The organism is Microbacterium sp. LBN7 (genome assembly GCF_045690345.1).
Taxonomy (GTDB): Bacteria; Actinomycetota; Actinomycetes; order Actinomycetales; family Microbacteriaceae; genus Microbacterium.
This window is the reverse complement of record NZ_CP147856.1, coordinates 1654188-1680953: the sequence shown is the minus strand read 5'-3', so window position 1 is coordinate 1680953 and position 26766 is coordinate 1654188. Positions and strand designations below refer to the sequence as shown.

Genomic DNA, 26766 nt, shown 5'->3' with positions numbered 1-26766 from the left:
ACGGCCTCCGGACGACGTCCTAGTGTGTTGTATACAGAATACAACCGGTTCGGGAAAAGCGCCAGAGCGAGACCGCAACCGCACGGGAGAACTCAGAGAGGAGCCGTCGTGCCCGCATCCGCAGCCGACCAGCCGATCCGGCGCGTCCGCCTCGACGCGCTCGCCTACGGCGGCGACTACAACCCCGACCAGTGGTCGGAGGAGACCTGGCACGAAGACATCCGCCTGATGCGTGAGGCGGGCGTGAACATGGTCAGCCTGCCGATCTTCAGCTGGCCGCAGCTCGAGCCCGAACCCGGCGTCTACGACTGGGCCTGGCTCGACCGCATCATCGACCTGCTCTGGGATGCCGGCATCGCGATCGACCTCGCCACCGCCACCGCGACCCCGCCCTCGTGGCTGCTGCGCGCACATCCCGAGATGGCGCCGTGGGATGCCGACGGCCACCGCCTCGAGTTCGGCTCCCGGCAGACCTACTGCCCCTCCTCGCCGATCTGGCGCGAGAACGTCGCACGCATGACCCGCGCCATGGCCGAGCGCTACGGCGCGCACCCGGGGCTCGCGATGTGGCACATCTCGAACGAGTACGGCGACCACACGTCCCGCTGCTGGTGCCCGGAGTCGGCACGGCACTTCCGCCGTTGGCTGCGCGACCGCTACGGCGACCTCGACGGACTCAACGAGGCCTGGGGCGTCAACGTGTGGGGCCAGCGCTACACGTCATGGGAGCACATCGAGACGCCGAAGAAGGCGCCCGGTCCGGTCAATCCGACCAAGCTGCTCGATTTCGAGCGGTTCTCGTCCGATGCGCTGCTCGAGCTGTTCCAGCTCGAGATCGACGTGCTCCGCGAGGTCACGCCCGACATCGCCGTGACCACGAACTTCATGAGCATGTTCCGCGACCTCGACTACTGGGACTTCGCGGCCGTCGAAGACGTGGTCACCGACGACGCCTACCCGGAGCCGGCCGATCCGACCTCGCACGTCGGCGCCGCGCTCAACTACGGACTCATGCGCTCGCTCAAGGGCGGGCAGCCGTGGCTCCTGCTCGAGTCATCGGCCAGCGCCACGAGCTGGCGCGACGTGAACGTGCCGAAGGCACCGGGCAAGATCCGCGTCGAGAGCCTGCAGGCCGTCGCGCACGGATCGGATGCCGTGATGTTCTTCCAGTGGCGCCAGGCCCGGTACGGGCAGGAGAAGTTCCACTCGTCGATGCTCGGCCACCGCGGTGAGCGCTCACGCAGCTTCCAGGAGACCAAGGCGCTCGGGCTCGAGCTGAAGAAGCTCGAGCCGGTGCGCGGCACCCGGGTGCGCTCGCGCGTCGCGCTGGTCGTCGACTGGGATTCCTGGTGGGGCATCAGCGCCGTCGAGTCGCTCCCCTCGCAGCGGCTGCAGTGGGCGCAGCAGGCCCGCGCCTGGCACCGGGCCCTGTACACACTGGGTCAGCCGACGGATGCCGTGCGCGCCACGGGTCCGTTCGACGCGTACGACGTGGTCGTGGTGCCGAACCTCTACATCGTCGAGCAGCCGCAGGCCGATGCGCTCCGTGCGTTCGTCGAGCGCGGCGGGCACCTGGTGGTCGGGCCGTTCTCGGGCGTCGTGGACGCGACCGAGAAGGTGCACGAGGGCGGAGCGCCCGGTCTGCTGCGCGACCTGCTCGGCATCGAGGTCGACGAGCAGTGGCCGATCGCCGAAGGACTCACCGAGACCATCGACTACGCGGGGGAGAGCCTCACCGTGCCGCACTGGAGCGAGTGGCTCGAGGCCGACGACGACGTCGAGGTGCGGGGAACGTACGCGAGCGGCGAGCTCGACGGCCTGCCCGCCGTGACCCGACGCCCGGTCGGCGACGGCTCGGCCTGGTACCTCAGCGCGATGGTCGAACCCGAGGGAATGCTGCCGATCTTCCGGGATGTGCTGCTCACGGCCGGACTCCCGGCCCGCGACCGCACCGACGTCGACGTCGAGGTCGTCACCCGCGCCGACGATGACACCGACTACACCTTCTACCTGAACCACGGACGCGCTCCGGTCTCGGTCGAGATCGCCGGTGCGGGCACCGATCTGCTCACCGGCATCCGTCATTCCGGACGTCTGGATCTCGACCGCTACGGCGTCGCGGTCCTCGCGGCGCCCCGGTCCGACGCCATCCCGTTCGCCACCCTGACCTCGCCTCTGCACGACCACGATCCGAAGGAGGAAGCATGACGACGTTCGTGCATCCGTACATCCCCAACACCGCACCCGAATCGCGTGCGGCGATGCTCGAGGCCGTCGGGGCCGAGTCCGTCGAGGAGTTCTACGCCGACGTCCCGGCGTCGCTCCGTCTGAACCGCCCGCTCGATCTGCCTGCACCCCTGATCGCCGAGCAGGATCTCGCGCGCCACGTGCGCGGCATCCTCGCGACGAACCGCTCGACCGAGGAGCGTCTGAGCTTCCTCGGCGCCGGCACCTACAACCACTATGTGCCCGCCGTCGTCGACGAGGTGATCCGCCGCAGCGAGTTCCTCACCGCGTACGCCGGCGAGCCCTACGAAGATCACGGGCGCTTCCAGGCGCTGTTCGAGTACCAGTCGCTGATGGCCGAGCTGCTCGCGATGGATGTCGTGAACGTGCCGACCTACGACGGGTACCAGGCGACGGCAACGGGTCTCGCGATGGCCGGACGCCTCACCGGCCGCGGCCGTGTGCTGGCGCTGAGCGACGTGCTGCCGGAGAAGCTCTCGAAGGTGCACGACTACATCCGCACGAGCCTGACGATCGAGCAGGTCGCGCCCTCCGACGGCACCGCCGACCTCGACGCCCTGAAGGGCTTGCTGGGCGACGACGTCGCCGCCGTCTGGATCGAGACGCCCAGCGCCACCGGCGCCGTCGAGACCCGCCTGGCCGCGATCGCCGAGGCCGCGCACGCGGTCGGCGCGATCGTCGTGGTCGGCACCGACCCGATCGGCTACGGGGTGTTGACGCCGCCGTCGATGCAGGGCGCCGACATCGTCACCGGCGACATCCAGTCGCTGGGGCTGCACCAGTGGTTCGGCGGGGCGCACGCCGGTTTCATCGCCGTGCACGACGACGAGCGCTTCGTCATGGAGATGCCCTCGCGCCTGTTCGGGCTCGAATCCACCGATGTGCCGGGAGAGTACGGCTTCGGCGACGTCGCCTACGAGCGCACTTCGTTCGCGCAGCGCGAAGAGGGCAAGGAGTGGGTCGGCACGGCAGCCGCGCTGTGGGGCATCGCCACCGGCGTCTACCTCTCGCTGATGGGCCCAGCCGGCATGGCCGAGCTGGGCGAGCTGCTGCTGGCCCGCACGCGCTATGCGCAGCAGAAGCTCGCGGCGATCCCGGGTGTGGAGCTCGGCGACACCGCGCTGCACCTGCGCGAGTTCACGGTCAGGTTCGTCGCCGCGCGTGCCGCCGACGTCGTCACGGCGCTCCGCGCCCAGGGCATCGAGCCCGGAGTCGTGCTCGACGAGCGGACGCTGCTGGTGTGCGTGACCGAGGCCACCTCGGCCGCCGACATCGACCGCCTGGCCGACGCGATCGCGGCCTTCACCTCCGACACCGGATCTTCCGACACGACGAAGGAGCACGGCGCATGAGCCTCCCCATCGCCCCCACCACCGGCCCGCGCCGCTTCCACCAGGCCAGCTGGAACGAGCCGATCGTCGTCGAGCTGTCCACCCCGGGCGAGCGTGGCGTGTCGATCACGCCCGTCGAGCCGAACGTGCGCGACGCGGTCGGCGATGTGCTCGCCGACCTGCCCGAGGGGATGCGGCGGGCCGCACCACCTGCGCTGCCCGAGATCGCGCAGATGCGCGTGCTCAAGCACTACCTGCGGCTGTCGCAGGAGAACCTCGGCTCCGACCTGAACGTCGACATCGGCCAGGGAACCTGCACCATCAAGTACTCGCCGAAGATCAACGACCAGCTCATCGAGGTGCCGCAGCTGCGGGCGCTGCATCCGGCGCAGGACCCGGCCGACACGCAGGGCGCACTGGAGCTGATCTGGCGACTCGAGCAGATGATGCAGGAGATCTCCGGGATGGATGCCGTCTCGCTCGCCTCTCCCGGCGGATCGGCCGGCATCTGGACGAACATCGCGATGATCCGGGCGTACCACGAGTCCCGCGGCGAGGGGGATCAGCGCGACGAGGTCATCACGACGATCTTCAGCCACCCGTCCAACGCCGCCGCCGCCAAGGTCGCCGGGTACAAGATCATCACGATCTACCCGGATGCCGACGGCTACCCCGATCTGGATGCGCTGAAGGCCGCGCTGTCTGAGCGGACCGCCGCGATCATGGTGACGAACCCCGAGGACACCGGCATCTACAACCCGGCCATCCGGGAGTGGGTCGACGCCGCGCACGCGGTCGGAGCCCTCGCCTCGTACGACCAGGCCAACGCCGCCGGCATCCTCGGCATCACCCGTGCGCGCGACGCCGGCTTCGACGTCTGCCAGTTCAACCTGCACAAGACGTTCTCTGCCCCGCACGGCAGCGGCGGCCCAGGAGCTGCGGCCAACGCGGTCTCTGCGACGCTGGCGCCGTTCCTCCCCGGCCCGCGGGTCGAGAAGGTCGACGGTCGCTTCGTGGTGCGCGAACCCGGCGAGCTGTCGATCGGGCACGTCGCGCCGGCGCACGGAGTCATCCTGCACGTGGTGCGTGCGTACGCGTGGATCATGGCGCTCGGCGCGGAAGGCCTGCTGACCGCGTCGCAGATCGCCGTGCTGAACAACAACTACCTGCTGAAGAAGGTGCTCGAGATCCCCGGAGCCTCGGCGCCCTACGCGACCGGACGACGCCGCATCGAGCAGGTGCGGTATTCCTGGCAGGAGCTGTTCGAGGACACCGGCATCACGTCGGAGGAGATCGGCATCCGCATGGCCGACTACGGCTTCCACTACTGGACGAGCCACCACCCCTACGTGGTGCCGCAGCCGTTCACGCTGGAGCCGACCGAGTGCTACTCGAAGGCCGAGATCGACGAGTACGTCACGGCGCTCGCCCGTGTGGCCCAGGAGGCGCGCGAGGATCCGGAGCTGGTCCGGACGGCCCCGCACAACCAGACCGTGCACCACACGCATCACGATTCCCTGGACGACCCGGAGCTCTGGGCCGTCACCTGGCGCGCCTACCGGCGGAAGTATCTCAATGACGTGCCTATGGATGCTGTCGAGTCGATCCTCGAGGAGTCCATCGCCTCGTGATCGGACTCGTCGTCAACCCTGTCGCCGGAGTCGGCGGGCCTGCGGGCCTGGCCGGCTCCGACGGCGCGGACGTGCAACGTCTCGCGGTCTCGCGAGGTGCGCGTTCGCGCGTGCAGGAGCGGGCGGCCCTGGCATTGACGGTGCTCGCGGCGCAGCATCCGGGTCTCGTCGTGGCCACCGCAGCCGGCGAGATGGGCGCGGATGCCGTGCGCGCCGCGGGTCTCGTGCCGTGCGTCGTGTATGCGCCGTGCTCATCCCGGTCGTTGAGCGAGAGAGCCCTTGGCGACCGAGACGAAACGCCGTCTGCCGCGGTCGACCTCGGAGGCACGCGTTTCGTCTCGCCTGCGGCTCGCTCAACGACCGAGGGGGTGGACACCTCTCATGCTGTCGCGGCAGTCGCTGCTGCCGGAGCAGACCTCGTGCTCGTCGTGGGCGGCGACGGCACGTTGCGGGATGCGGCGGCCGGACTCGGTGCGGCCGGTGCCGCGTTCGCAATTCAGTCAGAATTCCCGGTGCCGAGGGGTTCGCGGAGGTTTGAGACCGGTTCCGGCGAATCCTTGCTGAATTGCGAACCGACCGACCGGGAGCCCGACGCCCGGATGCCCGCGATCCTCGGCATCCCGGCCGGCGTGAAGATGTACTCGCCCGTGTTCGCCGTGAGCCCGCGGGCGGCGGGCGCGCTCGCCGCGGACTGGGTGACCCGCGGCGGACTGCCCACCGACGACCGCGAGGTGCTCGACATCGACGAGGCCGCGATGCGCCGGGCGCGCGTCGAGCCCACTCTTCACGCGATGCTCCGGGTGCCCTATCTTCCGGGGCGCACCCAGGCGCGCAAGGCCGCGACGCCGGCGTCCGAAGCCGCGGCCGTCGCGGCAGCAGCGCGGGGGGCGGTGTCGCAGATGCGGCCCGGCATCCGCTATCTGCTCGGTCCCGGTGGCACCACCGCCGAAGTCGCCCGGCAGCTCGGCGTGCAGGGCAGTCCGCTCGGCGTCGACGTGATCCTCGACGGCGCAGTCGTCGTGCGCGGCGCGAGCGAGCAGCAGCTCCTCGCCGAGATCGCCCGGGGGCCAGCTCAGGCCGTGGTCACGGTCATCGGCGGGCAGGGCTTCCTTCTCGGCCGGGGCAACCAGCAGCTCTCGGCATCCGTGCTCCGCGCCCTCGGAGACGATCCGCTGCTCGTCGTCGCGCCCGAGCAGAAGCTCATCGACCTGCATGGCCGTCCCCTGCTGGTCGACACCGGCGATCTCGAGCTCGATGCGCGGCTCGCCGGGCACGTCCGCGTCGTCACCGGGGTCGGCTCGAGCAGCCAGTACGCCGTGACGGCCCCCGAACTCACCCCCGTCTGAACGAACCCGAAAGGAATCCCATGCGACTCGAGAACAAGAAGGCCATCGTCACCGGTGGCGCCGGCGGCATCGGCCGTGCCACGTCGATCGCGCTCGCGGCGGAAGGCGCCGCGGTCGCCGTCGTCGACCTGAACGTCGAGGCCGCCGAGGCGGTCGCCGCCGAGATCCGCGAGGCGGGCGGCACGGCCCTGGCGATCGCGGCCGATGTCGCGAGCGAGCCCGACATCGAGCGGGTCGTCGCGACCGCGGTCGCGGAGTTCGGCGGGGTGGACGTCGTCTTCAACAACGCCGGCATCATCCGCCGCACGACCGCGGTCGAGACGACCGTCGAGGAGTGGGACCGCGTCTTCGGCGTGAACGTGCGCTCGATCTTCCTCATGTGCAAGCACATCGTGCCGATCATGGAGGCTGCGGGTGGCGGCTCGATCATCAACACCGGATCGGGCTGGGGCCTCAAGGGCGGCGGGCAGGCCATCTCGTACTGCGCCTCGAAGGGCGCCGTGGTGAACATGACCCGTGCGCTGGCGATCGACCACGGGCCGGCCGGCATCCGGGTGAACTCGGTCAACCCGGGCGATGTGAACACCGGGATGCTGCGCGAAGAGGCTCGCCAGCTTGCGCAGGACACGAACGCGTTCCTCGCCGAGGCCGCCGACCGGCCGCTGCGCCGGATGGGCGAGCCGCACGAGGTCGCCCAGGCCGTGGTCTGGCTCGCGAGCGACGACTCGTCGTACGTGACGGGCTCGGCGCTCGTGGTCGACGGGGGCGGGATCGCCTGACGACTCGTGGAGGGCGTGCACGATTCAGCAAGAATCCGTCCGATCGCGGCGCCGGGAGCCGAACCGGCCGGATCGCGCGCGTTCTTGCTGAATTGTGCACGCGCACCCAGCCGCACCGAACCCCCAGGACACTCGCGTAAAATCGGCACAATGACCGACGCGCCTGGACCCTTCGACGAGCTCGGAGACCCCGCGGGCGAGGTCACCGCGAGCGATCGGCTACGCGACGTGCTGGGCGCCGGCATCGACCCCGACGATCTGGCCACGACCCTCCGCGTGCTCGCGCACCTGCACGAGATCGACAACGAGCATCCGGACTTCGTCGCCGTGCGCCACGCGACCGCCGCGATGTTCAAGGCCGTCAAGCGCGTGCGCCGCAAGGAGATCCGCGATGCGATCGCCGAGGCCGACAAGGCCGTCGTCGCCCGCACGGCCACGGGTGCTCCCGATCGCATCGACGACGAGACCCGCGGTCATGACCTCGCGACGAGCGTGGTGGATGCCCCGATCGCGGGGGAGCTGCTGAAGCCCCGCAACTGCTACATCTGCAAGCAGCCGTACACGGTGGTCGACGCGTTCTACCACCAGCTGTGCCCCGACTGCGCGCGCTTCAGCCACGGCAAGCGCAACGCCCGCACCGACCTCACCGGCAAGCGCGCGCTGCTCACCGGAGGCCGCGCCAAGATCGGCATGCACATCGCGCTGCGGCTGCTGCGCGACGGTGCGCACACCACGATCACGACGCGCTTCCCGCGGGACGCTGTGCGCCGTTTCTCGGCCCTGCCCGACTCGGCCGACTGGCTGCACCGCCTTCGCGTCGTCGGCATCGACCTGCGCGACCCCGCCCAGGTGATCGGGCTGGCCGACTCGGTCGCCGCCCAGGGTCCGCTCGACATCCTCATCAACAACGCCGCGCAGACCGTGCGCCGCTCGCCCGGTGCCTACTCGCTGCTGGCGGATGCCGAGCTGCAGCCGCTCCCCGACGGACCGCTCCCCGAGATGGAGACCTTCGGGCACACCGTCGACCCGCACCCCCAGGCGCTGCAGGCGTCGGTCGACTCGCACCCGCTGCTGTCGGTCGCCGCCCTCGGCGGAACGGTCGCCGAGCAGGGTGGTCAGGCGCTCACCGCGGAAGACCTCGCAAGGCTGGCGATGGCGCCGGGGTCGTCGTCGCTCGAGAAGCACGCCGACGGCACCGCGATCGACGCGGGCGGACTCGTGCCCGACGTCAACCGCGTGAACAGCTGGGTGCAGTCGATCGACCAGGTCGATCCGCTCGAGATGCTCGAGGTGCAGCTCGCCAACACCACGGCGCCGTTCCTGCTGATCAGCCGCCTGCGCGCGTCGATGGCGGCATCCGATTCCCACCGCAAGTACGTCGTCAACGTGTCGGCGATGGAGGGGCAGTTCTCCCGCCGGTACAAGGGCCCGGGGCATCCGCACACGAACATGGCGAAGGCCGCGCTGAACATGCTCACGCGCACGAGTGCCGGTGAGATGCTCGAGACCGACGGAATCCTGATGACCGCCGTCGACACCGGCTGGATCACCGACGAACGCCCGCACTACACGAAGGTGCGCCTGGCCGAGGAGGGCTTCCACGCTCCGCTCGACCTGGTCGACGGCGCCGCCCGCGTGTACGACCCGATCGTGCGCGGCGAGGCCGGCGAAGACGTGCACGGCGTGTTCCTGAAGGACTACGAGCCCAGCCCCTGGTGAGGTCGCGGCCGGCCGGTATTGTCCGATCTGGGGCAGGATGTCGGTCGGGATCGCACTTTGCAGGTCAGAATCGAGGATCTCGACCTGCAAATGTGATCTCGACCTGCAAACCGGGGATGGATGCCGGGAGTGGGCCTGCCGGGGACGGATGCCGGGGACGGATGCCGGATCTGATCAGGGTCTCAGGCCTCGCGGCGCTCCAGGTTGACCGAGGCCCACGCGCCGAGCTGATCGAGGATGGGCAGCAGACCCTGCCCGCTCGCGGTCAGGGCGTACGACACGGTGACCGGGGGGCCGGCGTCGACCGTGCGGGCCACGAGCCCGGTCTCGGCGAGTTCGGCGAGCCGGTCGGAGAGGACGGTGTCGCTGATCCCGGCCACAGCGCGGCGCAGCGCGACGAAGGTCGAGGGCCCGGCGCCGAGCGAGGCGACGATCATGCCGTTCCACCGCTTTCCGAGCACGCTGAAGGCCAGCGTGACGGCGGCGTCACACCGTTGCACTGCCTCCTCGAGCTCGGGCATGCCTCCATCCTACTCGTGCTACGTTAACCACTGCCGCTAAGAAAAACCTAGCGACTACGAAAACGAGAGGTTTGACATGTCCCTGTTCCGCCTGGATGCCAGCATCCTTCCCGCGTCGTCCGCCAGCCGCGCACTCGCCGACCTCGTCGAGGCCGAGTGGACGGCATCACACCCCGACTCGACGGTCACGCGCCGCGACCTCGCGGCTGACCCCGTTCCCGCGACGGCGTGGGCGGATGCCGTCACCGGCGGATTCGTCGACGCAGCCCAGCGCACCCCCGCGCAGAACGAGGCCCGCGCGCTCGCCACGAGCTTCGCGGACGAGCTGATCGGCGCCGACGCGCTGCTGTTCGCCGTGCCGCTCTACAACTACGGCGTCTCGCAGCACTTCAAGACCTGGTTCGACCTCGCCTACACCGATCCGCGGATCGACCCGACGGGCACGGCCCTGAACGGCAAGCCCGCGACCCTCGTCACGGTGCTCGGCGGAAACTACGCGCCCGGCACGCCCAAGGACGGCTGGGACCACTCGACCGGATGGCTGCGTCGCGTGCTCGAGGATGTCTGGGGCCTCGACCTGCGCGTCGTGCAGCGTCCGTTCACCCTCGTGGGCGTGAACCCGGCGCTCGACGCGTTCGCCGACACCGCGCAGGAGCTCAAGGAGGCTGCCGAGACCGACGCGGTCACGTACGGCCGTGAGGTCGCCGCGCTGCGGGGCTCGCAGGTCGCCTGAGTCACGGCATCCGGCCGCGACTTCTGCGGCCATCCGCGACTTCTGCGGCCCGGATCGGGGGATTCGGGCCGCAGAAGCTCATATCGGCCTCAGAACTCGATGCGGAAGGCTGCACCTGGGCTCCGGATCCGCCCGGCCCCGGCATCCGTTCGGCGCACTTTGCAGGTCGAGAACACGGATGCAGGTCCAGAATCGCGTTCTGGACCTGCATCCGTGAAATGTCCCGACGACTGTGCCGGTGGCTACCCGATCAGGGTCAGGAACAGCCGCACAGAGAGGGCGAGCACGGCCACCAGGCCGATGATGCCTGCCGCGTTCTGCCACCAGGTGTTGCGCATGTCGCCCATGAGCTTCACGCGGTTCGCCATGACGATGATCAGCGCGGCGAGCACCGGCGCGACGAAGACGGTCAGCGCCTGCGCGATGACGATCAGCTGCACCGGAGACTCCTGGAAGATCACCGTCACGGCGATGCCGAAGACGAGGATGCCGGCGCTCACGAGCTTCGCGGTGAGCGAGCTCGACGACGCGCCACGACCCAGTCCGTCGGACAGCATCGTGCCTCCGGCCGTCGCATTCGCGATCATCGACGAGAACGCAGCGCCGAAGAATCCGAGCGCGAACACGGTCGAGCCGACGGGACCGGCCAGCGGCTCGAAGATCCCGGCGAGGGCGACCACGGTCGGCGCCGCCTCTCCGGTCTTGCCCAGGACGGATGCCGCGACGACGATGACCAGCGCGGTCATGATGCCGGGCGCGACGATGCCGGGGATCGTGTCGACGATCGTCACGTCGCGGTAGTCGGCCTCGGTCCGACCGCGCTCCTTCGTGCCGTAGGCCGTGTAGAACGCGGCGTTGATGGAGAAGTTCGTGCCGACGAGCGCGACGATGAGAAGCCACGCGCCGCCCGGGAACGTGGGGAGGAGTCCTGCTCCGGCCGCGGCCCAGTCGGGGTTCGAGATGAACGCCGAGGCGATGAACGCGATCGCCATCAGCGCGACGATCACGATGAGGACCTTCTCGACGACGCGGTAAACGTTGCGGAGCAGCAGCAGCGCGGCGACCGCGGCGGTGCAGATGACCGTCCACATGATCGGGCTGCCGCCGAAGAGCATCGACAGGCCGAGGCCGGAGCCGACGGCGTTGCCGACCGAGAAGCACAGCGTGATGAGGAAGACGCCGATGCCGGCGAGCACGCCCACCCAACCGCCGAGGTGCTCCTTGATGGAGGAGATGAGCGACGTGGGCGACTTGATGCCGAGGCGCACGGCCATGTCGGTGAGGAAGATCATCAGGATCGTCGAGACCACGATCACCCAGATGAGGGCGTACTGGTAGCCGCTCCCGGCCTGGACCGCGGTGGTCAGGTTGCCGGGGCCGAACTGCCAGGCGCCCGCGACGAACGCCGGACCGATGAGGGCCAGGTGCTGCCAGAACGGGCGCCGTTGCTTGCGTGAGGTGACGATGTTCTTCATCGTCTCAGTGGAGACCCGCCCATAGCCAGTGCCGGGTGTGGGCGAGGCGTGACGCGTTTTCGTGCGTTCGTTCATGTTCGTGTCCTTCGAGTCGTCGTTGACTGCAGGGGGGTGGTGGACGGGGCGGTCTCGGGCGACCGCCCCGCCCTGGTCGTCACGCGGAGACGGTGACCTTGCCGAGTCCGGCGAGAGCGAAGGCGGCGGCGATCTCGGCATCCGCCCCGTCCGGCAGGGGGAGCAGCGGCGTGCGGACGGTCGCGTGATCGAGGATGCCGCGCTGCACGAGGCCCCACTTCAGGGCGACGGTGCCCTCCATGTGCGAGCCGCGGTGGTACACGTTCTGCGTCACCGGGAGCAGGCGCTCGTGGATCGCGTGCGCTGCCTCATAGTCGCGCGCCTTGCCTGCGGCGATGAGCTCGATGAGCGGCTCGGGAGCGACGTTGCCGTAGCCGACCAGCAGACCGTCGACGTCGAACATCGTCGGCAGCAGGTACTCGTCGTGGCAGGACAGGATCTGCAGGTCGGGGTAGGCGGCGCGCAGCGCGGGGATCTCGGTGTACCAGCGGCGCATGTTGCGGACGCCGTTCTTCGTGGCGAACACGCCCTCTTGCCCGGCGATCTCGAGCTGCGTGTCGAGGTCGTACGTCGCCTTGGTGTTGTCGGGGTACTGGAAGAGGATGAGGGGCAGGCCCGACTCCTCGTAGATCTCGCGGTACCGGGACTGCGGGGCGCCCTGCTGGTAGCCGAAGCGCAGCCAGCCGTGCGACGGGTACACGAGACCGGCGGTCGCGCCGGCGTCGACGGCGGCCTTGGCCTCGAGAGCAGCGGTCTTGTTGCCCTCCTTGGTGATGCCGGCGATGACCGGGACGCGGCCGTCTGTCGAGGCGACGAACGCGCGGATGACGTCGAGCTGCTCCTCCTCGGTGAGGAACGTGCCCTCGCCGGCGTGGCCGAGCACGACGAGGCTCTTGACGCCGTCGATCGAGCCGAGCCAGGAGCCGAGGCGCTGGATGGCGTCGTAGTCGACGGCTCCGTCCTCGGTGAACGGGGTGACAGGGGCGGGGTTGAGGCCGCGGAGGTCGAGAGTCATGATCGGTCCTTTCCTTGGAGCTTCTTCGCTGATGTTCTCGGCTTCGAGATTGTGGGAACGTTCGCGGGAACGTTTGCAGGAACGATTGCAAGTATGATCGGAGGCACGGGGGATGTCAACACCCGGATCCGGAATCAGTCGAGGGGGACGCCATGGACGAGCAGCAGGAGCGACATGTCGTCACGCTGAAGGACGTGGCCGCGGCATCCGGCGTCAGCATCTCCACCGTCAGCCGCGTGCTCGACGATCGCACGCCGCCGTCGCGCTCCTCGACGGCCGAGAAGGTGCGTCGGATCGCCGACGAGCTGGGCTACCGCCGCAACATGTTCGCCTCCGGCCTCCGCCGCGGTGCGACCGGAACCATCGGCGTGCTCGTCCCCCGGCTCACCGACCACGTCATGGCGCTGATGTTCGAGGCGATCGAACGCACTGCCCGTTCCCGCGGCTCGTTCGCCGTGGTGGCGACCTGCGGCGACGACCCGGTCGAGGAGCGGCGGGCGACCGAGACCCTTCTCGACCGGAACGTCGACGGCTTGATCCTCGCGACCGCGCGGCTGGATGACACCCTTCCGGCGTCGCTGCGCGAGCGTGGAGTCGCGCACTCGCTCGTCCTCCGCACCGATGGCGTCAGTCCGTCGGCGCTCGGCGACGACGAGGCCGGCGGCTACTTCGCCGCGCGGCACCTCGTCGACCTCGGCCACCGGGAGATCGCCGTCATCACCGGGCCGTGGTTCACCTCGAGCGCGCGCGATCGCCTCTCCGGGGCTCGACGGGCGCTCGCCGAGGCCGGAATCGAGCTCGCGGAGGAGCGCGTCATCTCGACCGGCTACGGCATCGAGTCCGGCCACATCGCCGGGCGTGAGCTTCTCGCCGCGGCATCCCGCCCGACCGCGATCTTCGCGGCCAACGACAACCTCGCGATCGGGGTCGTCGCCGCCGCATCCGCCGCCGGATTGACCGTCGGGCGCGACGTGTCGGTCGTCGGATACAACGACATCCCGCTGGCAGCCATGCTCCCCGTGCCGCTGACGTCGGTGCGCACGGCCTTCGATCAGATCGCCGCCAGCGCGCTCGACCTGCTCGGCGGCCCGGGCGCCATCACCCGCGCCCTGCCGACCCTCATCCCGAGGGCCTCGACCGCCGCCCTCGGTCGCTGACCGCAGCGGCATCCGCCGTCTCCCGGCATCCGCTCGGCACACTTGTCGGGAGAGATGACGGATGCAGGTCCGGAAAAGGTAGTCCGGACCTGCATCCGTGAAATCGGCCTGCAGGTGTGCTGCCGCCCCGACGGGCCGGCTACCGCAGCGCCCGGAAGAACTCCCGCACGTCGGCGACGAGCATGTCCGGCTCCTCCATGGCGGCGAAGTGGCCGCCCTGGCCCACGACGTCGGTCCAGCGCACGATGTGGTGGGACTTCTCCTCGGCGAAACGCAGCCCGACGTCGTGCGCGAACACGATGACCGCCGTCGGGACACCGGAGCTTTCGGGGACCTCGCCCCAGCCGCCTCCCTGCGCGTATCCGACGAACGCCGACGTGCCGGCGGATGCCGTGAACCAGTAGAGAGCTGCGTTCTCGAAGACGAAGCGCTCGCCGAGGATGTCGATGGCGGGTGTCTCGACCGGATGCGTCCACGCCTGGAGCTTGTCGAGGATCCAGGCGAACTGCCCGACCGGGCTGTCGGCGAGCACCTGTCCGACGAGGCCGGGACGCGTGGACTGCATCGAGATATAGCCGAACTCGTTCTGCATGAACTCGGAGATGCGGCGCAGACGATCCTGCTCGAGGGGTGTGAGAGACGCGGTGGTCTCCTCGTCGAGGTCGCCGACGAAGTTCCCGAGCGACCCGTTCACATGCACGCCGATCACGCGCTCCGGTGCGAGCCGGCCGATCTCGGGAGCGACCCCGGCGCCGACGTCGCCGCCCTGCACGGCGAAGCGGTCGTATCCGAGGCGGGTCATCAACTCGAGCATCGCTCCGGCGATCTCGCGGGTGCCCCAGGCAGTGCCGACGAGCGGCATCGAGAATCCGAATCCGGGGAGCGAGGGGACGATCACGTCGAACGCGTCGCCCGCATCTCCCCCGTGCGCGACGGGATCGGTGAGCGGGTCGATCAGCCCTTCGAACTCCAGGAACGAACCCGGCCAGCCGTGCAGGAGCAGCAGCGGCGTCGCATCCGGGTGGGCAGATCGCACGTGTACGGCGTGGATGCTCTGACCCTCGATGTCGGTGATGATGTGCGGCAGAGCATTCAGGCGCTCTTCGGTCCCTCGCCAGTCGTGTTCGGCCCAGCGCGCGACGAGGTCCTGCAGTTCGGCGGACGGGATGCCGGTGCGCCGGTCGTCGACCGGCAGGGGCTGCGGGAATCGAGCATTCCGCAGCCGCGCGCGGAGATCGTGCACGGCGGCATCGGAGACATCGACGCGGAAGGAGTGGACGCGGGGGTCGATCTGTGTCGTGTTCATGACTTCACTCTCTCGACCAAAGCGGTCACAATATGACCTGAGAGAGCAAGAGGATCGGATCATGACCCGCACCACCGGACGCACCCTCGAACTCCTCGGTCTGCTGCAGGCCCGTCGAGAATGGAGCGGCGCCGAACTGCGGGAACGGCTGGAGGTGAGCGCGCGCACGCTGCGCCGCGACATCGACGACCTGCGCGAACTCGGCTACGGCATCGAGGCGACGCGTGGACGACACGGCGGCTACCGGCTCGGAGCGGGTGCGGCCGTGCCGCCGCTCACGCTCTCGGTCGACGAATCCGTCGCGATCGCGGTCGGCCTCCGCGCCGCGGCCACGGGTGTCGTCACCGGGATCGAGGAGGCGTCGGCCCGAGCGCTCGCGAAGCTCGAGCAATCACTCTCGGCGGCGACCCGGCGCCAGATCGTCGAGGTCGAACAGGCGATGGTGCCGCTGTCCACACGGCACGATGACGTCGACGTCTCGGTCGTCACGACGATCGCCACCGCGATCGCGGAGCGTCGGCGGATGCAGGTGGACTACACGAGGCACGACGGAGAGGAGGTGCGTCGGGTCGTCGAGTCGCACCGCGTCGTGCACACCGCCGAGCGCTGGTACCTCGTCGCGTGGGACCCGGAGCGCGAGGCGTGGCGCACGCTGCGCGTGGATCGGATGCGGCATCCGCTCATCCTTCGCGAGGAGTTCCCGCGCAGGGACATCCCCGACGACGCCCTTCGGCAGTTCACCGCTCGCAGCATCACCACCGCTCCGTATCGCCATCGTGCGAGGTTCCGCATGCACGCTCCCGCGGATGTCGTCACACGGCACTTCGACGCCACGGTCGCGCAGGTCGTCGACCAGGGCGACGGCACCAGCATCCTCACCGCCGGTTCCGATTCACCGGAGGAGTTCGCCCTCTACATCGGCATCTGCGGCATCGCGTTCGAACTGCTCGACGGCGACGAGGTGCGGCAGGCGATGATCGAGATCGCGGCGCGGCTCGTGCGCGGAGCCGGAGCGGACTGAGCCTCGACCGGGCTCTGCACCGGCATCCGCGGGCTCCCCGCCCGCCAACAGCCGGCGCCCTCAGCCCAGCGGCGACGGGTACGGATGCGGCAGCCACACCGTGACGATCAGACCGCCGTCCGCCCGCGGAGTGAGCACGAGGGAACCGCCGTGGGCCTGGGTGATGCGCTGTGCGATCGCGAGTCCGAGCCCCACCCCGGCATGATCCTCATCGCGCGTGCGCTCGGCACCCCGCTGGAACGGCTCGGTGAGCGTCGCCACGCGATAGGCGGGCAGCACCTCGCCGGTGTTCTCGACCACCAGCGCCACGGCGTGCGGCGTCGCGTGCGTGCGCACCGCCACGGCGCCTCCGGAGGGCAGATTGTGCACGACGGCGTTGAGCACGAGGTTCGTGACGAGCTGCTGCAGCAGAGCCGACGACCCCAGCACCGGAGCGGCGACGCCTCCCACCTCGACGGCGACACCGCGTCGATCCGCGAGCGGGAGGAGGGCTTCGACCGCCTCCTCGGCCAGGAGCGACAGGTCGACGACCTCGCGGGTGAACGACCGGCGCTCGGCGCGGCTGAGCAGGAGCAGCGCCTCGGTGAGCTCGATCGCGCGAGCGTTGACCTCCTGCAGTCGGGTGATCAGCGCATCGACATCGCGCTCGGGATCGGTGCGGGCGACCTCCAGCAGGGTCTGCGAGATCGCCAGCGGAGTGCGCAGCTCGTGCGAGGCGTTCGCGGCGAACCGCTGCTGCTCGGCGACCTGCGCCTCGAGCTGCTCGAGCATCGAGTCGAAGACGTCGGCGAGGTCACGGAACTCGTCACGCGACCCTTCGAGCGCGACACGATGCGACAGCGAGCCCTGCGTCGCGAGCTTCGCCGCGTCGCTGATCCGGTCGAGCGGCGCCAGCATCCGTCCGGCGAGGAGCCAGCCGCCGCCGAGCCCCAGGGCGATCAACACCACCATCACGACACCGGCGACGGGCACGAAGGCCCGCAGCAGATCCGAGCGGTTCGGAACGAAGATGTCGGCCACGATCTGCGCGTCCGGCACATATCGCAGCAGGAAGAGGCCGACGGCGGCGAGGAGCAGGATGCCGGAGAACACGACGATCCCGGCGTAGCTCAGCGTGAGCTTGAGGCGGGCGCTCATCCCGGCCCGCCTAGGCATCGGCATCCGTCCCGATCCGGTACCCGACACCGGGCACGGTGAGGATCAGCCAGGGCTCGCCGAGGCGCTTGCGCAGCGACGACACCGTGATGCGCACGGCGTTCGTGAAGGGGTCGGCGTTCTCGTCCCAGGCGCGCTCGAGGAGCTCCTCCGCGCTCACCACTCCGCCGTCGGCGTCGACGAGCACCTCGAGCACTGCGAACTGCTTGCGGGTCAGGGCGACGTAGCGATCGTCCCGGTACACCTCGCGGCGGAACGGATCGAGGCGGAGCCCCGCGACCTCGAGCACCGGCGGGCGGGCGCGCTGCCGTCGACGGTCGAGTGCCCGCAGGCGCAGCACCAGCTCCCGCAGCTCGAAGGGCTTCGTGAGGTAGTCGTCGGCGCCGATCTCGAACCCGGAGGCCTTGTCGTCGAGCCGATCGGCGGCGGTCAGCATGAGGATCGGGATGCCGCTGCCCGATGCCACGATCCACCGCGCGATGTCGTCGCCGGAAGGGCCGGGCACGTCGCGATCCAGGACGGCGATGTCGTAGGCGTTGATGCTCAGCAGCTCGAGGGCCGTGTCGCCGTCGCCCGCGATGTCGGCGGCGATCGCCTCCAGGCGCAGCCCATCGCGAACCGCCTCGGCGAGGTAGGGCTCGTCCTCGACGATCAGCACACGCATGGCTGCGATCCTACGCACCCGCGTATATCGGGAGCGTATGGAAAAGCTCATACGACCGGGCAACAGCCGCCCTTCTTCACTGGAGACATGAACACCCGCACTCGCCCCCTCCACCGCAGCAGCCGCGGCCGACGACTCCTCGTCACGGCCATCGCGCTCGTCGCCGTCCTGATCCTCGCGTTCGCCGTGCAGCAGTCGCTGGTCGCGGCATCCGCCTCGGTCTCCTCGCAGGAGACGCCGACGGACGAGTCCGGCGGACTGCCACCGCAGGCCCTCGCCGGCTCGGTCCTCGCCCCGAGCGACGCCGACGGCGTGATCCGCGACGGCGACGAGCCCACCGTCTTCGACACCGACCGGGTCGCGATCGCCAACCTCGATCCGGCCCTGCTCGATGCGCTGCAGCGCGCCGCGAACGATGCCGCCGCCGACGGCCTGGAGTTCCGCGTGAACAGCGGGTGGCGATCGGCGGTGCTGCAGGAGCGGATGCTGCAGGACGCGATCGTCCAGTACGGCTCGGAGACCGAGGCGGCGCGCTGGGTCGCCACCCCGCAGACCTCGGCCCACGTGTCGGGTGACGCCGTCGACATGGGCCCGCTCCCCACCCTCGACTGGCTCGCCCAGCACGGCGCGGACTACGGTCTCTGCCAGACCTACGCCAACGAGTCCTGGCACTACGAGCTGCGTCCGGATGCCGTCACGGAGGGGTGCCCCGAGATGTACTCCGACCCCACCGAAGACCCGAGGATGACGCCGTGACCGTCCTGGTCGCCACGGAGCGCGCCGCGGTCTCCCTTCTCCCCGCTCCCCTGCTCCGCACGCTGCCGGATGCCGTCGCTCAGAACGTGCGCCGGGTGCGGGCCGGGACGGACGCCCGCATCATGGCCGTGGTGAAGGCCGACGGCTACGGACACGGAGCGGTCTCGGTCGCCAGGGCGGCGGTCGCCGCGGGAGCGGAATGGCTCGGTGTCACCGACGTCGCCGAGGCCGCGACGCTGCGCGTCGGCGGAGTCACGGCGCCGATCCTGTCGTGGCTGAACCCCGCGGGGGTGGACGCGGCCGAGGCGGCGCTGCGGGGCGTCGACATCGCGGTCGGCTCGGTCGACGAGCTGCGAAGACTCATCGCGGACGCGCAGTCTCCGCTGCGGGTGCACCTGCACATGGACACCGGCATGGCGCGGGAGGGGTGCCCGATCGACCAGTGGACCGAGCTGCTGCGGGTCGCGAGGCAGGGGCGCGGGCGGGTCGAGGTCGTGGGCGTCATGGGGCATCTGCCACGCGCCGACGAGGGCCACCCCCGGGCGAACGAGGCGGCGGTGCTGCGGATGCGGCAGGCCCGCGATGCGGTGCTGCGGGCGGGGTTCGGGCCCCTGCTCGTGCACCTGGCCGCGACCGCGGGCGCGCTGACCGATCCGGCGACCCACTTCGACATGGTGCGCATCGGTGCGGGGCTCGTCGGCATCGACCCCTCGGATTCGATCGCGCTGACGGGTGCGTCCCGGTTCACCGCGTCGGTCGTGCACAGCTCGACGGTGCCGGCGAGCACACCCGTCGGGTACGGCGCGACGCACGTCACGACGCGGTCGACCTGTCTCGCCGTCATCGGTGCGGGGTACGCCGACGGCATCCCTCGGGAGCTCGGCGAAGGGGCGTCCGTCGAGATCGGCGGAGTACGGCATCCGCTGGTCGGGAGGGTGTCGATGGACCAGATCGTCGTCGACACGGGGGACGTGCTCTTCCCGCGCGGCACGACGGCGACCGTGTTCGGGCCGGAGGGCGGCGCGGTCCCGTCGGCGCAGGAGTGGGCGCGGTGGGCGGGCACGATCCCGCACACCATCGTGACCGGCATCGGCGCACGGGTGCAGCGGGGCATCGCATGATGCCGCACGTGCTGGTCATCGGGGGAGGGCAGAACGCCGAGCACGAGGTCTCGCTGGCGTCGGCCGCCGCGGTCGCCGCAGCCCTCCGGCTCAGCGGCCACGCCGTGCGCACGGTGACCATCGACCGAGACGGGATCTGGCGTGCGGACGGCCTGCCGGCGACGGCGTCTCCGGTCGAATCCCTCGGTCTCGCGCTGCCGATGATCGCCGACACCGACGTCATATTCCCCGCCGTGCATGGAGCGCTCGGCGAGGACGGAGCCCTCGCCGCACTGGGGGCGCTCGCCGGCGCGAAGGTCGTGGGTTCCGACCTGCGCGCAGGAGCGATCGGCATGGACAAGTGGGCGACGAAGCTGGTGGCGGATGCCGTCGGCGTGCGCACCGCGCGGGGGAGGGTCATCGCAGTCGAGGACATCGGGGATGCCGAGTTCGAAGGCGAAGTGGTCGTCAAGCCGGTGTCGGCCGGGTCGAGCTTCGGAGTGAGCCTCGTCACGGAGGAGTCCGAGCTGCTCGAGGCACTGCGCACCGCGGCGCGGTTCGATCGGCGCATCCTCGTGGAGGAGGTCGTGCGGGCGCGGGAGATCGACGTCGCCGTGCTCCGCGAGGCGGGCGGCATCCGCTGGGCGGCTCCGCCGCTGGAGATTCACACGACGGGACCGTTCGACACCGCGACGAAGTACGACGGCAGTGCGCGGTTCACGGTTCCGGCGCAGCTCGACGCGGCGCAGACGTCGGCGCTGAAGCGGGCGGCCATCGCCGTGTTCGACGCCATCGGATGCGCCGGGGTGGCGCGGATGGACTTCTTCCTCACCGACGACGGTCCCGTGCTCAACGAGGTCAACACCATGCCGGGGCTGACCGCGGCGTCGCAGGTGCCGCGGATGTTCGCGGTCGCCGGCGTCGAGTACACCGACCTCGTCTCGCGCATGGTGCGGGCGGCGCTCGACCCCGGTCGTTGAGCGAGCCTCGCTTTGCTCTCGGTCGTTGAGCGAGCGCAGCGAGACGAAATGCCACACCTGGCGTTCCCCTGGGATCATGGGCGCATGGTCGGTCCTCTGTTCACCTGGCGTCCCGTCGTCGAGAGCGACTTCGGGCTGCTCGCGGACTGGCTGTCGCGGCCGCACGTGCACCGGTACTGGCATCACGACTTCTCGCCGGAGGGTGTGGCGCGCGACTTCGGCCCTGGCACGCGGGGCGAGGAGGCTGGGGAGGATCTGCTCGTATCGTTCGACGGCGTGCCCGCGGCGCTGGTGCAGCGCTCGCGAATCGCGGACTACGCCGAGGATCTCGAGGAGCTCTCGGCGATCGTCGACGTCCCCGAGCACGCGGTGACGATCGACTACCTGATCGCGGATCTCGGGAACACCGGGCGCGGTCTCGGTACAGCTCTCATCCGCGCCGTCGTCGCCGAGACCTGGCTCTCGTACCCGGATGCTCCGGCGATCATCGTGCCGGTCGTCGCCGGGAACGTCGGGTCGTGGCGCGCGCTGGAGAAGGCGGGATTCCGCCGAGTGGGCGAGGGCGATATGGAGCCGGACAACCCGATCGACGAGCCGCTGCACGTGGTCTCGCGGATCGACCGGCCGGTGATCTGAGCTCCTCATCGGCTGTCACGTTTCGGTAACGGAGCGCTCCCTCTGTTGCGTGCGTGAGTCCCTCCTGTTTCACTCCTATTACAACTTTCAATTTCTACTGAAGTTTCATTGATTGTTGAAGTGCCGCGATCTACGGTGCTGGAAAGCCCTGCGAAATCCCGCAGGAACGAGCCAGCCCACACTCGATGCGGCACCCGTCAGGTGTGGCTCAAGGAGGAGTTATGCACAGCACTGCAAGACTGATGATCGCCGCTTCCGCGGTCCTGGCTCTGTCGCTCGCGGGTTGCTCCGCGTCGTCGCCGGACGCGGACGACAGCGGTGACGCCGATCCGGTCCGCTTCGCGATCGAGAAGCCCGACAGCCTCGTCCCGGCCAACCAGTTCACGTCGTACAACATCGTCATCGCGATGTTCTCCCCGCTCACGGCGATCGACGACGCGGGAGAGATCACCTACGTCGCGGCCGAGTCCGTCGAGTCGGACGACGCGAAGCTGTGGACGATCACGCTTCGCGACGGCTGGACGTTCCATGACGGGACTCCGGTCACCGCTCAGGACTATGTCGACACCTGGAACCATGCCGCCTACGGCCCGAACGCCTGGGTGAACGGCGCACAGCTCGCCGGGGTCGTCGGGTACGCCGACCTCAACCCCGCCGAGGGAGCCGAGCCGACCGCGACCGAACTCGCAGGTCTCACCGTCGTCGACGACCTCACGTTCACCGTCGAGCTCGACGCACCGGACCGTCAGTTCCCGCTGCAGCTCACCGCGGGACAGACCGGCCTCTACCCGCTCCCGTCCGAGGCGCTCGCCGACATCGCCGCCTGGGAGGAGGCACCCGTCGGGAACGGTCCGTTCGCCCTCGTCGACGGCTGGTCGGACACCGACCCGATCGAGGCCGTCGCCTACGAGGACTACGCGGGTACGGAGCCGAACATCGGCGCCGTGACCTTCGTGCCCTATCTCGACACCGCGACCGCCTACACCGACGCCCTGGCCGGTGAGGTCGACATCGTCGCCATCGCCGGATCGCAGGTCGCCCAGGCGCGCACCGACTTCGGCGAACACGTCTACGAACTCGACGCACCCGGTGTCGACTTCCTCGGCTTCGATCTGACGGACCCGCGCTTCGCCGATCCGCGCATCCGTCAGGCGATCTCGATGGCCATCGACCGCGAGGCGATCAACGACGCGATCTTCGGCGGCTCCCAGGTTCCCGCGACCTCGCTCACCGCGCCGAGCATGCCCGGCGATCCGGAGGGCGTCTGCGGCGAGTACTGCGAGTTCGACCCCGAGGCCGCGCAGGCGCTGCTCGAGGAGGCCGGCGGCTTCGACGGCGAGCTGGCCGTGCACTACATCGCGAACTGGGGTCAGGACGACCTGTTCGAGGCGATCGCGAACCAGCTGCGCCAGAACCTCGGCATCGAGAGCGTCGTCGCGACCCCGTCGGTCGACTTCGCCGCGTTCGTCGACAGCGTCGGCGCCCATGAGGTCAACGGGCCGTTCCGTGCCCGCTGGGGTGCGCTGTACCCGAGCCAGCAGAACACGCTGACGGCCGTGTACACGGCGACAGGCGAAGGCAACTTCGGATCCGGCGGCTACTCGAACCCCGAGGTCGACGCCCTCCTCACGGAGGCCAACGCGGCCGACACGTTCGAGGAGTCCTCCGAGGGGTACGTGAAGGTGCAGGAGCGCATCCTCCAGGACTTCCCCACGGTGCCGCTCTTCGGCAACCGCTACCTGTACGTCACCTCGGATCGCATCTCCGAGCTGTACACGGTGTCCGGAAGCGTCGACCTGACCAAGGTCGTCACCGCCTCCGCGGCATCCTGATCCGATCCAGAGAGAACCACACCCCGTGCACGATTCCGCAGCGGCACCGACCGCCGGCACGACGGAGGACATCCTCCGTCGTGCCGGCGCAGCACCGGACCACACCTCCTTCCCCACCGTCGACGCGCTCAACGAGCAGATGGAATCGCTCCGCGCGCAGCATCCCGCACTGATCAGCGTGCAGCGGATCGGCACCAGCCGCCTCGGCGAGCCGATCTCGCTCTACTCGATCGGCGACGGCGCGCGCTCGGCGCTCATCGTGGGCGGTGTGCACCCGAACGAGCCGATCGGCTCGCTGACGATCCTGCACCTGACCGAACAGCTGGCGTCGGATGCCGCGTTCCGCGCGCAGCTCGACACCACCTGGCACATCGTGCCGTGCGCGGACCCCGACGGCATGCGGCTCAACGAGGGCTGGTTCGCCGACCCCTCGGACCGCGAGCGGTACGCGCGGGAGTTCTACCGCCCGGCGCCGGACGAGCAGGTCGAGTGGACCTTCCCGTTCTCGTACAAGAAGGCGTACTTCGACGCGATGATGCCCGAGACCCAGGCCCTCGCCCGCGCGATCGACACCGCCAAGCCCGACCTGTATGTCCCGCTGCACAACAGCGAGGGCGGGGGCGCGTACTTCTATCTCTCGCGTGCGGTTCCCGCCCTGTATCCGCTGCTGCACGCGCTGCCCGCAGCCCTCGGCGTGCCGCTGCACACGGGGGAGGCCGAGGGCGCGCACTTCACCGTCCTCGCGCCGGCCATCTACGAGATGGGCACGCTGCAGGACGCGTACGACTGGACCGAGGCCTACGGACTCGATCCCTACCCGCCGGGTTCCGCCGGCGACGCCTCGACCTCGTATGCGCAGAAGTACGGCACGCTCTCGCTGATCGCCGAGCTGCCGCAGTTCAGCGACCCGCTCGCCGACGACACCACCCCGACCGAGACGCTCTACCGCGACGTGCTGCGCGAGTCCGGTGAGGCGCTGCAGGAGACCGGTGCTCGGCTCACGGCGCTCGTCGACCTGGTCACGCCCTTCCTGCGCCTGGACACTCCGCTGCTGCGCGCCGCCCGCGTGTTCGCCCCCGCCGCGACCGCCGCCGGGGAGGAGAACGTCGCCCGCGCCGCCCAGGAGTCCGACCGGGTCGCGACCGTCTCCGAGGTCGAGGCGCTGTCCGGCCTCGTGCGCCTGCATCGCCTGCGCTGGGGCGGGATGCTGGTGCGGGCGCTGCGCGCCGAGGTCGAGGCGGGGACCGCGGCGCCCGAGCTGCGCCGCGCGGCCGTCGAGGCGCAGGACCTGTTCGACGGCTGGCTCGAGGGCGCCCTCCAGGCGGGGAGCTCCCGACCGCTGCCGCTGAGCGCCGTGGTCGGCGTGCAGTACGGCGCGATCCTGGCCGCGCACGCACAGCTCGAAGGGGCGAGTCGGTGGGCCTCGGACTGAAGCTGCTGCAGAGACTGGTCGGATTCGCGATCGTCTTCTTCGGAGTGACGTTCATCATCTACTTCACGGTCTTCAGCCTGCCGGGCGATCCCATCCGCGCCCTGGCCGGAGATCGCCAGCTGCCGCAGTCCGTCATCGACGCCCTGAACGCGCGCTACCTGCTCGATCAGCCCCTGCTCGTGCAGTACGCGAACTACATCGGCAACCTGCTCACCGGCGATCTCGGGGTGGATCTGCGCGGACGGGCCGTCGCCGATCAGCTCGCCTCCCGGTGGCCGGTCACGATCACGCTCGCGCTCACCGCCTGGACGATCCAGATCGTCCTCGGGCTCACGGTCGGCATCGTGTCGGCGCTCAAGCGCGGCACGGTCATCGACCGCGGCCTCCTGGTGATCTCGATCGGCCTCAGCTGCATCCCGGTGTTCGTGCTCGGCATCACGGCGCAGATCGTGTTCGGGGTGCGACTGGACTGGCTGCCGGTCGCCGGCATCCGCGAGGGGTGGCCGCTCGCGTACCTGCTGCCGGCGCTCGTGATCGCGCTGTTCGGGCTGGCATCCGTCTCGCGCCTGGTGCGCGGGTCGATGATCGAGAACCTCGACGCCGACTACGTGCGCACCGCCCGCTCGAAGGGCATCAGCGAGTCCCGGGTCATCGGTCTCCACGTCATGCGCAACTCGCTCATCCCCACCGCCACCTTCCTCGCGACGGACCTCGGGTTCCTGCTCGGCGGTGCCGTGGTGATCGAGGGGATCTTCAACCTCCCCGGCGTCGGCAACCTGCTGTTCCTGGCGATCCGGGACCACGAGGCGACGTTGGTCGTCGGCATCTCGACCGCGCTGATCATCATCTTCCTGCTCACCTCGCTGATCGTGGACGCCCTCCATGCGATGCTCGACCCGAGGATCCGTCGTGCCTGATCCCCAGAACCCGACTCCGGGCACCGCGAAGATCACGATGCCGAAGACCACCGCGATCGCGATCGTCGCGCGACGGGAGGGCGCGTGGCGGATGCTGGTGCGTCGCCCGCTCTTCTGGATGGCCGCCGTCGTGCTGCTCGTGGTCGTGGCGTTCGCCGTGGCTCCGTCGCCGTTCGCCTGGCTCTTCGGCAATGGCGACCCCCGGGCCTGCGACCTCGCCGACAGCGCGGCAACCGCGAGCGCCGGGCATCCGTTCGGTTTCGACGTGCAGGGCTGCGACATCTGGGCGAACGCCGTCTACGGCGCGCAGAGCTCGCTCTCGGTGGGCTTCCTCGCCACGGCGATCGCCCTCGCGATCGCGCTGCTGCTCGGCACGCTCGCCGGGATGGGCGGCTCGATCGCCGACTGGATCATCTCGCGCCTGACCGAGGTCTTCCTCGGCTTCCCGTTCCTGCTCGCCGCGATCGTGGTGCTCAACATGCTCGGCGCCCGCAACGTGCTGACGGTCGGGCTGGTGCTCGGGATCTTCGGGTGGCCCATGATGGCCCGGCTGATGCGCGGGTCGGTGCGGTCGGTCGCGAAGGCCGACCACGTGCTCGCAGCGCGGACCATGGGGCTGAGCACCGGACGCATCGTGGGGCGCTACGTGCTGCCCAACGCCGTGCAGCCGGTGCTGCTGCTCGCCACGCTGACGATCGGTGCCGTGATCGTCGCCGAGAGCACCCTCACCTACCTCGGTGTCGGGCTGTCGTCGCCGGCGATCTCCTGGGGCCTGCAGATCGCGGCCGGATCGCGGGTCTTCCAGGCGTCGCCGCATGTGCTCGTGCTGCCGAGCGTGCTCCTGGCGCTGACCGTGCTCGCCGTGGTGGCGATCGGCGAGGAGCTGCGCAGCGTCTTCGATCCGAGGGAACGACGGTGAGTGGCATGCTGATCGGGAC

Annotated in this window: 23 protein-coding genes; 17 read left to right on the top strand and 6 right to left on the bottom strand. The window is 70.0% G+C overall.

Annotation, left to right across the window (positions count from 1 at the left end; all coding sequences use genetic code 11):
- Positions 1-108 precede the first annotated feature (108 nt).
- The 6 genes from LBN7_RS07950 (at position 109) to LBN7_RS07925 (ending at position 9053) form a co-directional block, all read left to right on the top strand.
- A complete protein-coding gene (locus LBN7_RS07950) occupies positions 109-2208 on the top strand; it encodes a beta-galactosidase (RefSeq protein ID WP_407361460.1) in 2100 nt (699 codons plus the stop codon).
- Complete coding sequence (gene gcvPA, locus LBN7_RS07945) at positions 2205-3599, top strand: aminomethyl-transferring glycine dehydrogenase subunit GcvPA (protein ID WP_407361459.1); 1395 nt, start codon at positions 2205-2207, stop codon at positions 3597-3599. Before LBN7_RS07950 ends, gcvPA begins: the two co-directional genes overlap by 4 nt.
- Positions 3596-5209: an aminomethyl-transferring glycine dehydrogenase subunit GcvPB gene (gcvPB, locus tag LBN7_RS07940; protein ID WP_407361458.1), complete on the top strand. Its 1614-nt coding sequence runs from the start codon at positions 3596-3598 to the stop codon at positions 5207-5209. Before gcvPA ends, gcvPB begins: the two co-directional genes overlap by 4 nt.
- On the top strand, positions 5206-6555 hold the full coding sequence (locus LBN7_RS07935; RefSeq protein ID WP_407361457.1) for an ATP-NAD kinase family protein: 1350 nt from the start codon (positions 5206-5208) through the stop codon (positions 6553-6555). Before gcvPB ends, LBN7_RS07935 begins: the two co-directional genes overlap by 4 nt.
- 20 nt (positions 6556-6575) lie before the next feature.
- Positions 6576-7334: an SDR family NAD(P)-dependent oxidoreductase gene (locus LBN7_RS07930; RefSeq protein ID WP_407361456.1), complete on the top strand. Its 759-nt coding sequence runs from the start codon at positions 6576-6578 to the stop codon at positions 7332-7334.
- A 150-nt stretch (positions 7335-7484) separates the two neighbouring features.
- On the top strand, positions 7485-9053 hold the full coding sequence (locus tag LBN7_RS07925; protein ID WP_407361455.1) for an SDR family NAD(P)-dependent oxidoreductase: 1569 nt from the start codon (positions 7485-7487) through the stop codon (positions 9051-9053).
- Positions 9054-9235: 182 nt separating this feature from the next.
- Here the strand turns inward: LBN7_RS07925 and LBN7_RS07920 are convergent, their stop codons facing one another.
- A complete protein-coding gene (locus LBN7_RS07920) occupies positions 9236-9574 on the bottom strand; it encodes a winged helix-turn-helix transcriptional regulator (protein WP_407361454.1) in 339 nt (112 codons plus the stop codon).
- Between the two features lie 76 nt (positions 9575-9650).
- On the opposite strand from LBN7_RS07920, the gene LBN7_RS07915 reads away from it, so the two are divergent.
- Positions 9651-10307 (top strand): FMN-dependent NADH-azoreductase, encoded by a 657-nt coding sequence (locus LBN7_RS07915; RefSeq protein WP_116636070.1) that lies wholly within the window; start codon positions 9651-9653, stop codon positions 10305-10307.
- A 242-nt stretch (positions 10308-10549) separates the two neighbouring features.
- Here the strand turns inward: LBN7_RS07915 and LBN7_RS07910 are convergent, their stop codons facing one another.
- Positions 10550-11782: an Nramp family divalent metal transporter gene (locus tag LBN7_RS07910; protein WP_116636069.1), complete on the bottom strand. Its 1233-nt coding sequence runs from the start codon at positions 11780-11782 to the stop codon at positions 10550-10552.
- A 154-nt stretch (positions 11783-11936) separates the two neighbouring features.
- Positions 11937-12872 carry a dihydrodipicolinate synthase family protein gene (locus tag LBN7_RS07905; protein WP_207769977.1) on the bottom strand — a complete coding sequence of 312 codons (936 nt, stop codon included), beginning with the start codon at positions 12870-12872 and terminating at the stop codon, positions 11937-11939.
- Positions 12873-13024: 152 nt separating this feature from the next.
- Between LBN7_RS07905 and LBN7_RS07900 the strand changes: the two genes are divergently transcribed.
- On the top strand, positions 13025-14029 hold the full coding sequence (locus tag LBN7_RS07900) for a LacI family DNA-binding transcriptional regulator (RefSeq protein ID WP_407361453.1): 1005 nt from the start codon (positions 13025-13027) through the stop codon (positions 14027-14029).
- Positions 14030-14168: 139 nt separating this feature from the next.
- Here LBN7_RS07900 and LBN7_RS07895 read toward each other — a convergent pair whose 3' ends face one another.
- Positions 14169-15335, bottom strand: a complete 1167-nt coding sequence (locus LBN7_RS07895) for an epoxide hydrolase family protein (protein ID WP_407361452.1) — start codon at positions 15333-15335, stop codon at positions 14169-14171.
- Between the two features lie 61 nt (positions 15336-15396).
- Here LBN7_RS07895 and LBN7_RS07890 point away from each other — a divergent pair, with 61 nt between their 5' ends.
- Positions 15397-16356, top strand: a complete 960-nt coding sequence (locus LBN7_RS07890) for a helix-turn-helix transcriptional regulator (RefSeq protein ID WP_407361451.1) — start codon at positions 15397-15399, stop codon at positions 16354-16356.
- 60 nt (positions 16357-16416) lie between these two features.
- On the opposite strand, the gene LBN7_RS07885 is transcribed toward LBN7_RS07890, so the two are convergent.
- Positions 16417-17493, bottom strand: coding sequence for a sensor histidine kinase (locus LBN7_RS07885; protein WP_407361450.1), 1077 nt, complete (start codon positions 17491-17493; stop codon positions 16417-16419).
- Positions 17494-17503: 10 nt separating this feature from the next.
- Entirely contained in the window at positions 17504-18175 is a 672-nt protein-coding gene (locus LBN7_RS07880) for a response regulator transcription factor (protein ID WP_116636065.1), read from the bottom strand.
- Positions 18176-18262: 87 nt separating this feature from the next.
- Between LBN7_RS07880 and LBN7_RS07875 the strand changes: the two genes are divergently transcribed.
- From LBN7_RS07875 to LBN7_RS07840, 8 genes are all read left to right on the top strand, one after another.
- Positions 18263-18931: a M15 family metallopeptidase gene (locus tag LBN7_RS07875; RefSeq protein ID WP_116636064.1), complete on the top strand. Its 669-nt coding sequence runs from the start codon at positions 18263-18265 to the stop codon at positions 18929-18931.
- Positions 18928-20052, top strand: a complete 1125-nt coding sequence (alr, locus tag LBN7_RS07870; RefSeq protein WP_407361449.1) for an alanine racemase — start codon at positions 18928-18930, stop codon at positions 20050-20052. The genes LBN7_RS07875 and alr overlap by 4 nt, the downstream gene beginning before the upstream one ends.
- Positions 20049-21011 (top strand): D-alanine--D-alanine ligase, encoded by a 963-nt coding sequence (locus tag LBN7_RS07865; protein WP_407361448.1) that lies wholly within the window; start codon positions 20049-20051, stop codon positions 21009-21011. The genes alr and LBN7_RS07865 overlap by 4 nt, the downstream gene beginning before the upstream one ends.
- Before the next feature lie 84 nt (positions 21012-21095).
- Positions 21096-21647, top strand: a complete 552-nt coding sequence (locus LBN7_RS07860; RefSeq protein ID WP_407361447.1) for a GNAT family N-acetyltransferase — start codon at positions 21096-21098, stop codon at positions 21645-21647.
- 221 nt (positions 21648-21868) lie between these two features.
- Positions 21869-23479: an ABC transporter substrate-binding protein gene (locus LBN7_RS07855; RefSeq protein ID WP_407361446.1), complete on the top strand. Its 1611-nt coding sequence runs from the start codon at positions 21869-21871 to the stop codon at positions 23477-23479.
- A 25-nt stretch (positions 23480-23504) separates the two neighbouring features.
- Positions 23505-24911 carry a M14 family zinc carboxypeptidase gene (locus LBN7_RS07850; RefSeq protein WP_407361445.1) on the top strand — a complete coding sequence of 469 codons (1407 nt, stop codon included), beginning with the start codon at positions 23505-23507 and terminating at the stop codon, positions 24909-24911.
- Positions 24896-25828, top strand: a complete 933-nt coding sequence (locus LBN7_RS07845; protein ID WP_116636058.1) for an ABC transporter permease — start codon at positions 24896-24898, stop codon at positions 25826-25828. Before LBN7_RS07850 ends, LBN7_RS07845 begins: the two co-directional genes overlap by 16 nt.
- On the top strand, positions 25821-26747 hold the full coding sequence (locus LBN7_RS07840) for an ABC transporter permease (protein WP_407361444.1): 927 nt from the start codon (positions 25821-25823) through the stop codon (positions 26745-26747). Before LBN7_RS07845 ends, LBN7_RS07840 begins: the two co-directional genes overlap by 8 nt.
- Positions 26748-26766 lie beyond the last annotated feature (19 nt).

Coding starts and splice junctions, on each gene's coding strand:
- gcvPA (WP_407361459.1), top strand. CDS start 2,205: ATGACGACGTTCGTGCATCCGTACATCCCCAACACCGCACCCGAATCG.
- gcvPB (WP_407361458.1), top strand. CDS start 3,596: ATGAGCCTCCCCATCGCCCCCACCACCGGCCCGCGCCGCTTCCACCAG.
- LBN7_RS07930 (WP_407361456.1), top strand. CDS start 6,576: ATGCGACTCGAGAACAAGAAGGCCATCGTCACCGGTGGCGCCGGCGGC.
- LBN7_RS07925 (WP_407361455.1), top strand. CDS start 7,485: ATGACCGACGCGCCTGGACCCTTCGACGAGCTCGGAGACCCCGCGGGC.
- LBN7_RS07920 (WP_407361454.1), bottom strand. CDS start 9,574: ATGCCCGAGCTCGAGGAGGCAGTGCAACGGTGTGACGCCGCCGTCACG.
- LBN7_RS07915 (WP_116636070.1), top strand. CDS start 9,651: ATGTCCCTGTTCCGCCTGGATGCCAGCATCCTTCCCGCGTCGTCCGCC.
- LBN7_RS07910 (WP_116636069.1), bottom strand. CDS start 11,782: ATGAAGAACATCGTCACCTCACGCAAGCAACGGCGCCCGTTCTGGCAG.
- LBN7_RS07905 (WP_207769977.1), bottom strand. CDS start 12,872: ATGACTCTCGACCTCCGCGGCCTCAACCCCGCCCCTGTCACCCCGTTC.
- LBN7_RS07900 (WP_407361453.1), top strand. CDS start 13,025: ATGGACGAGCAGCAGGAGCGACATGTCGTCACGCTGAAGGACGTGGCC.
- LBN7_RS07895 (WP_407361452.1), bottom strand. CDS start 15,335: ATGAACACGACACAGATCGACCCCCGCGTCCACTCCTTCCGCGTCGAT.
- LBN7_RS07890 (WP_407361451.1), top strand. CDS start 15,397: ATGACCCGCACCACCGGACGCACCCTCGAACTCCTCGGTCTGCTGCAG.
- LBN7_RS07885 (WP_407361450.1), bottom strand. CDS start 17,493: ATGAGCGCCCGCCTCAAGCTCACGCTGAGCTACGCCGGGATCGTCGTG.
- LBN7_RS07880 (WP_116636065.1), bottom strand. CDS start 18,175: ATGCGTGTGCTGATCGTCGAGGACGAGCCCTACCTCGCCGAGGCGGTT.
- LBN7_RS07875 (WP_116636064.1), top strand. CDS start 18,263: ATGAACACCCGCACTCGCCCCCTCCACCGCAGCAGCCGCGGCCGACGA.
- LBN7_RS07865 (WP_407361448.1), top strand. CDS start 20,049: ATGATGCCGCACGTGCTGGTCATCGGGGGAGGGCAGAACGCCGAGCAC.
- LBN7_RS07860 (WP_407361447.1), top strand. CDS start 21,096: ATGGTCGGTCCTCTGTTCACCTGGCGTCCCGTCGTCGAGAGCGACTTC.
- LBN7_RS07855 (WP_407361446.1), top strand. CDS start 21,869: ATGCACAGCACTGCAAGACTGATGATCGCCGCTTCCGCGGTCCTGGCT.